General features: G+C 41.0%; 10 protein-coding genes. 6 read left to right on the plus strand and 4 right to left on the minus strand.

Annotation, left to right across the window (positions count from 1 at the left end):
- The first annotated feature begins 131 nt into the window (after positions 1-131).
- Positions 132-818 carry a tRNA (guanosine(18)-2'-O)-methyltransferase TrmH gene (gene trmH, locus A6E06_RS01300; RefSeq protein ID WP_065594462.1) on the plus strand — a complete coding sequence of 229 codons (687 nt, stop codon included), beginning with the start codon at positions 132-134 and terminating at the stop codon, positions 816-818.
- 196 nt (positions 819-1,014) lie between these two features.
- Here the strand turns inward: trmH and A6E06_RS01305 are convergent, their stop codons facing one another.
- From A6E06_RS01305 to typA, 4 genes are all read right to left on the minus strand, one after another.
- Positions 1,015-1,914, minus strand: a complete 900-nt coding sequence (locus A6E06_RS01305; protein ID WP_065594463.1) for a bifunctional GNAT family N-acetyltransferase/hotdog fold thioesterase — start codon at positions 1,912-1,914, stop codon at positions 1,015-1,017.
- A gap of 379 nt (positions 1,915-2,293) precedes the next feature.
- Positions 2,294-2,728, minus strand: a complete 435-nt coding sequence (dtd, locus tag A6E06_RS01310; protein WP_065594464.1) for a D-aminoacyl-tRNA deacylase — start codon at positions 2,726-2,728, stop codon at positions 2,294-2,296.
- Entirely contained in the window at positions 2,700-3,632 is a 933-nt protein-coding gene (locus tag A6E06_RS01315; protein ID WP_065594465.1) for a virulence factor BrkB family protein, read from the minus strand. The genes dtd and A6E06_RS01315 overlap by 29 nt, the downstream gene beginning before the upstream one ends.
- Before the next feature lie 207 nt (positions 3,633-3,839).
- A complete protein-coding gene (gene typA, locus A6E06_RS01320) occupies positions 3,840-5,669 on the minus strand; it encodes a translational GTPase TypA (protein ID WP_218059910.1) in 1,830 nt (609 codons plus the stop codon).
- A gap of 557 nt (positions 5,670-6,226) precedes the next feature.
- On the opposite strand from typA, the gene glnA reads away from it, so the two are divergent.
- From glnA to add, 5 genes are all read left to right on the plus strand, one after another.
- Entirely contained in the window at positions 6,227-7,636 is a 1,410-nt protein-coding gene (gene glnA / locus A6E06_RS01325) for a glutamate--ammonia ligase (protein WP_065594467.1), read from the plus strand.
- A 220-nt stretch (positions 7,637-7,856) separates the two neighbouring features.
- Positions 7,857-8,396 (plus strand): DUF4124 domain-containing protein, encoded by a 540-nt coding sequence (locus A6E06_RS01330; RefSeq protein WP_065594468.1) that lies wholly within the window; start codon positions 7,857-7,859, stop codon positions 8,394-8,396.
- Positions 8,397-8,518: 122 nt separating this feature from the next.
- Positions 8,519-9,562: a nitrogen regulation protein NR(II) gene (gene glnL / locus A6E06_RS01335; RefSeq protein ID WP_065594469.1), complete on the plus strand. Its 1,044-nt coding sequence runs from the start codon at positions 8,519-8,521 to the stop codon at positions 9,560-9,562.
- 56 nt (positions 9,563-9,618) lie between these two features.
- On the plus strand, positions 9,619-11,019 hold the full coding sequence (gene glnG / locus A6E06_RS01340; protein ID WP_065594470.1) for a nitrogen regulation protein NR(I): 1,401 nt from the start codon (positions 9,619-9,621) through the stop codon (positions 11,017-11,019).
- 222 nt (positions 11,020-11,241) lie between these two features.
- Positions 11,242-12,243: an adenosine deaminase gene (gene add / locus A6E06_RS01345; RefSeq protein WP_065594471.1), complete on the plus strand. Its 1,002-nt coding sequence runs from the start codon at positions 11,242-11,244 to the stop codon at positions 12,241-12,243.
- Positions 12,244-12,259 lie beyond the last annotated feature (16 nt).

Raw genomic sequence — 12,259 nt, forward strand, 5'->3', positions numbered from 1 at the left:
AGAATGGTCTTCCAATCTAGTAATATAATGCTCTTATAGTCTCTAGTTAGCACCGCGTATAGTTTCTAGTTCCAATTTTACTGCCCTTACTCGTCCCTAGTCCCCCTAACCTATTTCAAGAAATTAAAATAATGAACCTAGAACGCTATCAACGTATTACTTCTGTATTAAAATCTCGCCAAACTGATCTCACTTTATGTTTAGAAGAAGTTCATAAACCTAATAATGTTTCCGCTATTATTCGTACAGCAGATGCCACTGGGGTTCATAAAGTACACGCGGTTTGGCCAACAGAACAAATGAAAACATTAGCTCATACTTCTGCTGGCGCTCGTAATTGGGTAGACGTTGAAACACATAAGAACATTGATGATGCTTTTGCGGTTTTAAAAGGCCAAGGTATGCAGATCCTTGCGACTAACTTGTCTGATACTGCGGTTGATTTTCGTGAAATTGATTACACCAAACCAACGGCCATCATTCTTGGTAGTGAAAAAACGGGCATCAGCAAAAAAGCATTAGCGATGGCTGACCATGACATCATCATTCCTATGGTTGGCATGGTGCAGTCTTTAAATGTATCAGTAGCCAGTGCCTTGATTTTATACGAAGCACAGCGTCAGCGTGATTTAGCGGGAATGTATGACCGTGAAGAGAGTGCGTTGCCTGCAGAGTATATTAATAATGTCTTATTTGAACGTGGTCACCCTGTACTTGCTCGCGTCGCAAAGCGTAAGAAGCTGCCTTACCCTCAATTAGATGGAACGGGACAGATTGTTGCGGATGAAGCGTGGTGGGCAGCGATGCAGGCGAAATAAGAGTAAAAACTTAGGGTTCAGATCGGTCGCAAGCTCCCTTACAGAGTTCAGGGGTGATTGTTGTGAGACTAGATACTATACGCTGCGCTAACTAGAAACTATAAAAGCAAGAGAAGTTCCTCTGAACTCTGATTTTTTAGCTCTTGCTGTTGCTCTTATAGAAGCGAAGCGGTCTAGTTAGCGCAGCGTATCGTTTCTAGTTTCTCATCAGCATAAACGTTCCTGAAAACTCAGCCGCAGGCGTGTCACCATTACACAAAGCAACCGTTACTTTTACACGCGCTCGTTTACCTGATTTCAAACGGTCGAAATCACCTTGTAAGCAATTCAACGACGTAATGCCTTTCGGGTTGTCAGTAATAGGCTGACGATAACGAATATGACTATCAACTAACATAATGCTAGCTGAATCCAAACCACGCTCTTTGAGTAATAACCACACCATTCCCCACGCAGTTAACGTTCCCAAAGTAAATATGCTGCCTGCAAACATGGTGTTATGAGGATTAAGATTGGCATTTAAAACCGCACTGACTTCAAATCGATAACCCGTATATTGGGTTATTTTAATGCCCATTTTGTCACTGATTGGGATCTCTTTTTCCCAGCGGTCTTGTAGTTCGGCACACCAATCTGGACGACGTAATACATCAGCAAGGGGATCGAGTTGCTTGAGCATTTGTTGATGACGAATAGGCCCTCGCTCATCTGTTAACTCGCCTTGGCTTTCAAATCCATTTCGAACATAAAACGGAATTGCCTCTTCACGGGCATTACATACTAATCGCTTAGCCCCTTCTTGGCGCGCGTAAGACTCTAGGGCTACCATTATTAGTGCACCTATACCTTTACCTCGAAAGTGCGGAGATACCGCCATATAGCGAATTTGGCCATCATTATCGGGGGTTAGATATAAACGTCCGATTGCAACCGGCTTTCCTCTACCATCCAAAATCATTCGATGCTGGCTCATATCATCATAAGCATCACGTTCAGAACCCACAGGCTGACGCCAAGGCTCACGTAATACTTGCCAGCGGAAATGGTAGTAGGCTTTCAGTTCTGCCTCTGTGGTTGGGGTGATCAATCGAAACATATAAATCCTTTTATTATGATTAGGGACGAGGGTTCAGGGGGTGATCGTTGTGAGACTAGATACTATACGCTTCGCTAGCTAGAGACTATAAGAGAAAAAAGCGAGATTTCAGGCTTCAGGAAGAGCAAGAGCAAAAGCAATCTCCGCGGAACTCTGCAAGTCAAAGCGACCTAAGTTCTACTCTTTCGTTTTTGCTCTTGTAGAAGCGAAGCGGTCTAGTTAGTAAAACGTATAGTTTCTAGTTCTTTTCCTGAAACCTAAGAAACTCACCACATCAACACACTCGCTCTTATAGTCTCTAGTCAGCGAAGCGTATAGTCTTCTGCTTTTCCTCGCCCCTCGAGCGAAGCGTCCTCGACTCTCGTCCCTGCTCTATACTCTATACCTGCAACCAAAACGTCACAGGCCCATCATTCACTAGCGACACCTTCATATCCGCGGCAAATCGCCCTCTTTGCGTATTTATCTTCTCTTCGCATAAGTCTGAAAAGTAATCATACAAACGCTCAGCATCAACAGGATGCGCACCTTTAGAAAAACCTGGGCGTGTGCCTTTTTTAGTGTCCGCAGGCAACGTAAATTGTGAAACCACTAATACACTACCGCCAATTTGTTGCACATTTAAGTTCATCTTACCGTCATCATCTTCAAAAATTCGATAAGTCAGAACGCGTTCCATTAGCCGTTTTGCTTTGGCTTCATCATCTTCTCTTTCGACACCGAGCAAGATCAATAACCCTTGATTAATCTCACCCGTTACTTCGCCATCAACTTTTACTGCGGCTTCACTTACTCTTTGGATCAGTGCTATCACTTTCTATCAACCCTTTTGATTCTGTTAATACCGTATTCTCTGTTTCAAATATATGCGTGTTCACTTTATCTATCAACCACTGATCTGATTCACCCAAACTTGCCGTGATTTCAGCACCAATTAAAACGATAATCCAACATAGATAAACCCATACAAATAGAATCGGTACCGCCGCTAAAGCGCCATAAATAACTTCATAGGATGGAAATTGCGTAATGTATTGTGCGAAACCCACCTTGCTGATTTCAAACAAGCACCCTGCTGACATCGCACCAACAAGGGCGTGCCTTATTCGTATTTTTTTATTCGGTACTAATAAATACAAACCAACAAAGGCAGAAAATGACAATATGATAGGCAACCAACCTAGCAAAGTCCGATAAAAACTCGATACGATTTCATCGTCCATGATCTTTAATGAAGTCAAATACGAAGTTGCAGCAATACTTGCCCCAACCAATAATGGACCTAGGGTTAAAATCATCCAATACAATGAAAATGAATACATTGGACGACGTTTTTTCTTCACTCGCCAAATGTAGTTCAGGCTACGATCAATTGCTGATATCAGCATCACAGAGGCCACAAATAAGAACCCAGAACCGACCGCTGTCATCTTCCCAGTATTGGAGATGAATTCTTTAAGGCTCCCTTCCACTGCATCACTGGCGGCAGGGACAAAGTTTTGAATCACAAATGCTTGAACTGTCTCTCCTGCTCCTGAAAAAATAGGAAACTGAGAAAGCACAGAAAGCAACACGGTAACCAAAGGCACTAGCGATAACAACGTAATATAGGCCATATAACCGGCACTGACCGTCAATCGGTCATGAATAATGCGTTGCTTTAAAAATACAAAGTATGACCAGCTAATCCTTAGCGTATGTTTAATTTTTTCTTCCATCGATTTACTCTTAAAAAATATCAGTTTTTACATATACCAATACAAATAAGTCTGTGTCCAGATAATTGCGTATAAAAAATGGCCACCTACTTATTTGGGCTGGTATTATCATAGCAGATAAAAAAATCCCTTCGTAGTTGCCTACAAAGGGATTTGATATTTATTCAATTTACAATTTAACGATAACGCTAAATCAAAAATTAATAATTACTTAGGCGCACGACCAGCACGTTTACGATCGTTCTCTGTAAGTAGTTTCTTACGGATACGAATGCTTACTGGTGTTACTTCTACTAGCTCATCAACGTCGATGAATTCAAGAGCTTGCTCAAGAGTCAAATCGATGAAAGGAGAAAGCGTTTGTGCTTCATCAGTACCAGAAGAACGTACGTTAGTCAGTTGCTTACCACGAATACAGTTAACTGTAAGGTCGTTTGCACGGTTATGAATACCGATGATTTGACCTTCGTATACTTCTGTAGCGTGACCTAGGAATAAACGACCGCGATCTTGTAGGAAGAATAGTGAGTAAGTAACCGCTTTACCAGCTTGGTTACAAATTAGTACACCATTTTTACGTTGACCAATTGTGCCGCCTTTGTGAGGACCGTAGTGATCAAATGCGTGGTAGATAAGACCAGAACCAGAAGTCATTGTCATGAATTCAGTTTGGAAACCGATAAGACCACGAGAAGGCATCATAAAGTCCATACGTACACGGCCTTTACCATCTGGAGCCATATCAGTTAGTTCACCCTTACGAGTACCGATACTTTCCATTACCGCGCCTTGGTTCTCTTCAACTACATCGATTGTTACCGTTTCAAACGGTTCCATTAGTTGACCATCTACCATACGTTCGATAACTTCAGGACGAGATACTGCTAGCTCGAAACCTTCACGACGCATGTTTTCGATTAAGATACCTAGGTGAAGTTCACCACGACCAGATACTTTAAATTTATCCGGATCACCAGTTTCTTCAACTTTAAGTGCAACGTTGTGTACTAGTTCTTTTTGTAAACGCTCAAGGATGTTACGTGAAGTAACGAATTTACCTTCTTTACCACAGAATGGTGAGTTGTTTACTTGGAAAGTCATTGTCACTGTTGGTTCATCAACAGTTAGTGGTGGCAATGCTTCAACATTGTTTTGCGCACAAACAGTATCAGAAATTTTAAGCTCGCCTAAACCACTGATAGCAACAATGTTACCTGCTTCAGCAAATTCAACATCATGACGCTCAAGACCTAAGTAACCTAGTACTTGGCCAATTTTGCCTTTACGTTCTTTACCGTCAGCACCGATAACTGTAACCGCTTGGTTAACTTTAACGCTACCACGTGTAATACGACCAACACCGATAACACCAACGTATGCGTTGTGATCAAGTTGAGAAATTTGCATTTGGAAGTCACCTTCACGGTCAGCAACAGGTGCATCAACACCGTCAACGATCGCTTGGAATAAAGATTCCATGTTTTCAGTTTCTTCTTCTGATTCAGCGTTAGCCCAACCATTTAGTGCAGAAGCGTAAACAACTTTAAAGTCTAGTTGTTCATCAGTTGCGCCTAGGTTATCGAATAAATCAAATACTTGATCCATAACCCACTCAGGACGTGCGCCTGGACGGTCAACCTTGTTGATTACAACGATTGGCTTAAGACCGTGTGCAAATGCTTTTTGCGTTACGAAACGCGTTTGAGGCATTGGACCGTCAACAGCATCTACGATAAGTAGAACTGAATCAACCATAGACATAATACGCTCAACTTCACCACCGAAATCGGCGTGTCCTGGAGTATCTACGATGTTGATGTTGTAATCGTTCCAAGTAATCGCTGTGTTCTTAGCAAGGATCGTGATACCACGTTCTTTTTCGATATCGTTCGAGTCCATGACGCGCTCTTCAGCTTCACCACGAGATTCAAGCGTACCTGATTGCTGGAGCAATTTATCAACCAACGTTGTTTTACCGTGGTCGACGTGCGCAATAATTGCGATATTTCTTAGTTTATCAAGTTGTGGAGTAGACATGGATTCAAATTCACTCAGAACATGTAGAGCCACCATTGGCGCTACTTTGGTTTAAAAACGGTCAATAATTTAACAGATTTTAGAGCAAAACCCACGAAATATGTGATTGAAGACACAATTTTTTTTCAATTTATTTAATCAAGCCCACAAAAGTGACGAAAAAAAGAACAATTGAGCCATTATTTATTCAATTTTTTCCTTCACTTTATTTTTTGAAACAAAAAACAAAAACTCAAACATATCAATAATTTAAATTTATTACGTTGATTTTATTGTGCATTCGGCAAGGGAATTAGATTGACAAATATACGATTTCACTGCTGAATAGCAGGGAGAAGTAAATTAGTGACTAATTATTTTTTATTTAACTCATGCATTTTTGCACCATAACAGTGCAAAGAGAGATCAAAATGGTGCAAATAACAAGTGCCATTCAAATAAAATATAACTAAGTCATTAATATTAAAGGATTATTACTTTTGGCACAGTTCTAGCTATATAGTAAATAACAGCTTAGCTGGCCAATATTTATATTATAACACTGGAGGTTATCCTACATGTCAGTAGAAAACGTATTCGCTCTAATTCAAGAAAACGAAGTGAAATTTATTGATTTACGCTTTACCGATACAAAAGGTAAAGAGCAACACATCTCAATTCCTTCTCATCAAGTTGATGCCGACTTCTTTGAAGACGGCAAAATGTTCGACGGTTCTTCAGTAGCTGGCTGGAAAGGCATTAATGAATCTGACATGGTAATGATGCCAGATGCAGCAAGTGCAGTTCTTGACCCGTTCACAGCAGATCCAACACTAAATATCCGTTGTGACATTCTTGAACCAACAACAATGCAAGGTTACGATCGTGACCCTCGCTCAATCGCAAAACGTTCTGAAGACTATCTACGTTCAACAGGTCTTGCTGACACTGTTTTAGTTGGCCCAGAACCAGAATTTTTCCTATTTGATGACGTTCGCTTTAATACTGATATGTCAGGTTCTTTCTTTAAGATTGATGATATCGAAGCGGCGTGGAACTCAGGTACTGAATATGAAGGCGGCAACAAAGGCCACCGTCCTGGCGTTAAAGGCGGTTACTTCCCTGTAGCTCCTGTTGATTCATCTCAAGATATTCGTTCTGCTATGTGTTTAATCATGGAAGAAATGGGCCTTGTTGTTGAAGCTCACCACCACGAAGTAGCAACGGCGGGTCAAAATGAGATCGCAACACGCTTCAATACGCTAACTAACAAAGCTGATGAAACTCAAATCTATAAGTATGTTGTTCATAACGTAGCTCACGCTTACGGTAAAACAGCGACTTTCATGCCAAAACCTCTTGTTGGTGACAACGGTTCAGGTATGCACGTTCATATGTCATTGAACAAAGATGGACAAAACTTATTTGCTGGCGATAAGTACGGCGGCCTATCAGAAATGGCTATCTTCTTCATTGGCGGTATCATTAAACACGCTCGTGCAATCAACGCATTTGCTAACCCAACCACTAACTCATACAAGCGTCTTGTCCCTGGTTTTGAAGCACCTGTTATGCTTGCATACTCTGCACGTAACCGTTCAGCTTCTATCCGTATTCCAGTAGTACCAAGCCCGAAAGCTCGTCGTATCGAAGTTCGTTTTGGTGACCCAGCGGCAAACCCATACTTAAGCTACTCAGCAATGCTAATGGCTGGTCTTGACGGAATTAAGAACAAGATCCACCCAGGCGAAGCAATGGATAAAGATCTGTATGACCTTCCTGCGGAAGAAGCCGCTGAGATCCCTAAAGTAGCCGAGTCTCTAGATATCGCACTGCAAGCTCTGGATTCAGATCGTGAATTCTTAACGGCGGGTGGCGTATTCTCTAATGACTTCATTGATTCTTACATCAGCCTTAAAGCTCAAGATGTTGCTGCTATCAACACAGCGGTTCACCCTCTTGAATTTGAAATGTATTACTCAGTTTAATTTCTGACGTAACAAATTGAAATCAATCTGATGTTTTTAGGCTCGCTTCACAAGCGGGCCTTTTTTATATTGGCAAAACCTACTTTACGCGCAACACTTACTCTATTCATACAATAAATAACCAACATCTTCATTGTATTGAATCACATAACCCAAACGAGATTTCATACATTAAACGAATTATTGAAATCAAATAATAACCATCATCAATGGTGGAACTATGCCTCATACATATATTGTAATTTTACTCATTAGCCTTTTTTCGCTTCCTACCGCCGCCGAGAGTGTTTACACATGGGAAGATAATAAGGGTGTAAGGCATTTCAGTGATACTCCACCACCAAGCAACACCAAATCAAAACAACTGTCATTCTCTTCAACTCCAAATGAAGTAGAAAATATCCCTGCACCTGCAAAGCAAAAAAAATCCGTATCTAAAAATACAAAGAAAGCGGATAAAGAAGCGTTAGCTCCACTCAAAATTTCTATTACTAACCTATCCCAAGAAGAAACAGTGCGCAGTTCTCGAGGGCACATCATGGTGCTTACTGAGCTAACTCGTAAACTTTCTATTGATGAAAAGCTTCAATTAATACTTGATGGGTCACCTTATGGTCTTCCTCAAACCTCTAGAGAATGGAAACTCACCAACATAGAGAGAGGCACTCACATCATTACGGTTGTTGCCCAAAAAGACGGCAAGAGAATTGCATCAACTAAGATATTAACTGTGCACTTGCATCGACCATCCAAACTATAAGTACATATAGTGAGTAAGAGCGTATAAATTCACGTTCTTTGGAGAGTCACTGTCTTTTAACAAAGGCAACGATGCACTAGAATGGTGCATTCAAATGTGATGACAAGGATGTGGTTCTGATTATGGATTTTTCAACGCAATTGCTAGATCATCAAGTAACCGCTATTTTATTGCTTGATGACCTACGTAACATTCATTACGCCAACCCAGCAGCTGAACAACTTTTTTCACAAAGTGCCCAACGTATGGCAGCACATACTTTTGATAACCTTTTTCAGCACTCGAAATTCGATTTATCTACTTTAATGCTGCCTCTTGATACCGGCCAAAGTGTCACAGACAGCGATGTATGCATGATAGTGAACAATCAGCCGTTGTATATTGAAGTAACATCAAGCCCTATCGAAATAAAAAAATCACTGTATCTGTTAGTTGAAATTCGCCAAATAGAACAACAACGTCGCTTATCTCAAGAAATTAACCAGCATGCTCAGCAACAAGCAGCCAAAGTATTGGTACGTAGCTTGGCGCATGAAATAAAGAACCCTCTTGGCGGCTTACGCGGCGCAGCGCAGCTATTAGAAAGAATGTTGCCAAACCCAGAATTACACGAATATACTCAAATCATTATCGAGCAAGCCGACCGATTACGTAATCTGGTTGATCGCTTGTTGGGTCCGCAAAAATTAGGGCAAAAGAAGCCTGAAAACCTACACGCAATTATCGAAAAAGTACGTCAATTAATTGAGTTAAACTCAAGTTACCAAGTTTCTATCATTAGAGATTATGACCCTAGCCTGCCTGATTTAGATATGGATGCAGAACAAATAGAACAAGCTCTCTTAAATATTATCAGTAATGCTGCTGAAGTATTAAAAGACCAACCCGATGGCATCATAACCTTACGAACTCGCACCGATTACCAAACCAACATCTATGGTCAGCGTCATCGACTTGCCGCAAAAATAGAGATCATAGATAACGGTCCTGGCATTCCAAGTCATATCCAAGACACATTATTTTACCCAATGGTCAGCGCTCGTGAAGGTGGCACAGGTCTTGGGCTCTCTATTTCACAAAACCTGATTGACCAACACAATGGAAAAATCGATGTCTCTAGTTGGCCAGGAAAAACAGTATTTACGGTTTACCTTCCACTTAAATAATAAAAATAACCACCACAATAAAGACAAATTTATAAGTGGATGTTGGAGAAATAATTATGAGCAAAGGATTTATTTGGGTTGTCGATGATGACAGCTCTATTCGCTGGGTATTAGAAAAAACATTAACAAGCACAAACATGATGTGTGAAAGTTTTGGCGACGCAGAAAGTGTGATTCAAGCGCTAGAGCGTAACGTCCCTGATGTGATCATTTCTGATATTAGAATGCCAGGTATGGATGGTTTATCTCTATTAAACCACGTTCAAGAAAACTACCCTGAGCTACCCGTTATCATAATGACAGCTCACTCAGATCTTGATGCGGCGGTAAGTGCTTACCAGAAGGGAGCGTTCGAATACCTACCAAAACCATTTGATATTGATGAAGCACTCACATTAGTTGAACGAGCATTAGCACACAGCCAAGAACAGAAAAAACAAAGTAGCAATAAACCGATTAAAGAACACAATGTTCCCGAGATCATCGGTGAAGCTCCTGCAATGCAGGAAGTATTTCGTGCTATCGGTCGTTTATCTCGCTCGTCGATCTCTGTGCTTATTAATGGGGAATCCGGAACGGGTAAAGAATTAGTGGCTCACGCATTGCACCGCCATAGCCCACGTTCAAATAACGAATTTATCGCTCTTAATATGGCCGCTATCCCAAAAGACTTGATTGAATCTGAACTCTTTGGTCATGAAAAAGGGGCATTTACTGGCGCAAATTCGGTTCGTAAAGGTCGATTTGAACAGGCCAATGGGGGCACTCTATTTCTAGATGAAATCGGCGATATGCCATTAGATATTCAAACTCGATTACTTCGTGTTTTGGCTGACGGACAATTTTACCGTGTAGGCGGACACTCTCCTGTCCAAGTCGACGTGCGGATTATTGCCGCAACACACCAAAACTTAGAACAATTAGTGAAAGATGGTGGCTTTAGAGAAGATTTATATCATCGATTAAATGTGATTCGCGTACACATTCCTGCTTTACGGGAACGTCGTGAAGATATAACCCAATTAACGGAACACTTCTTACACTTAGCATCAAAAGAGTTAGGTATTGAATGCAAAACCCTCAGCAAAGATGCAAGTAAAAAGCTCGGGGAATGTGCGTGGCCAGGCAACGTTAGACAATTAGAAAACACGTGTCGTTGGCTTACGGTAATGGCAAGCAGCCAAGAGGTTCTTTCTTCCGATTTACCACCAGAATTATTCACCTCTACCACAACATCAGTACAACATTCAGTCGATTGGCAAGAGCAACTAAGCGAATGGGTAGAGGAACAATTATCTCTAGGGGAAACTGATATTTTAAATAAAGTAATTCCCAATGTAGAACGTATCTTGTTAGAAAAAGCCCTTCATCATACTCATGGCCATAAACAAGATGCCGCAAAATTACTTGGCTGGGGAAGAAATACATTAACAAGAAAATTAAAAGAGATTGAATAACTCGCTTGAAAGAAAATCAGTAATAATCACGCTCAATACTTTATTTAAAGTCCCCTACTGCCTTTAGATAGAGGACCAACAGAATAAGTTAACATCAGAGCGCAATCGTTAAAATTGCGCTCTTTTCATCCGTTTGGCTACTGACATAATCATCATGACTCTCTATACTCATTATTAATATTTATACGCATTCATTTCTTCTTTAGTAGGAATAGTTCAATAATGATAACTAAAACTCTCCCTCTTACGGATCTTCACCGTCATCTTGATGGCAACATCCGCATTGAAACCATTTTAGATCTTGGCCAAAAATTTGGTCTTGCGCTGCCTGCTTATGATTTAGAAGCATTACGTCCTCACGTTCAAATCGTTGAAGCAGAACCAAGTTTAGTTGCTTTTCTATCTAAGCTTGATTGGGGCGTAGCGGTATTGGGCGATCTAGACGCTTGTCGTCGTGTTGCTTATGAAAATGTGCAAGATGCGATGAATGCACAGATTGATTACGCTGAATTGCGTTTTTCCCCTTATTACATGGCAATGAAGCACAATTTATCAATAGCAGGTGTTGTCGAAGCTGTCGTTGACGGTGTTGAAGCGGGTTGCCGTGATTTTGGTATCAAAGCAAATCTAATCGGTATTATGAGTCGTACCTTTGGTCAAGATGCTTGTCAGCAAGAACTTAATGGCCTTCTTACTCAAAAAGATAAATTAGTCGCTATCGATCTTGCAGGTGATGAACTGGGTCAACCAGGCGATCGTTTTGTTAGTCACTTTAAACAAGTTCGTGATGCAGGCCTTCGAGTGACAGTGCACGCTGGTGAAGCTGCCGGTGCTGAAAGTATGTGGCAAGCAATTAATGAACTTGGTGCTGTACGTATTGGTCACGGTGTTAAGGCAGTTGAAGACCTAAAATTGATGGAGTTTTTAGCGAAGAACAATATTGGTATTGAATCATGTTTAACGTCTAACATTCAAACAAGCACTGTTGCTTCATTTGAATCCCACCCTATCAAAACGTTCCTTTCTCATGGTGTTAAGGTTTGTTTGAATACGGATGATCCTGCGGTTGAAGGTATTGAGCTTCCTCATGAATATGAAGTTGCGGCACCAAAAGTTGGCCTAACTCAAGAGCAGCTTCGTCAAATTCAAATTAATGGATTGGATTTAGCTTTCCTAAGTGATGCAGAGAAACAAGCATTGCGTGATATGGCAGCTAAGCGCTAGAAACTAGAAACTAGAA

The sequence above is a fragment of the Aliivibrio sp. 1S175 genome (assembly GCF_001690985.1).
Taxonomy (GTDB): domain Bacteria; phylum Pseudomonadota; class Gammaproteobacteria; order Enterobacterales; family Vibrionaceae; genus Aliivibrio.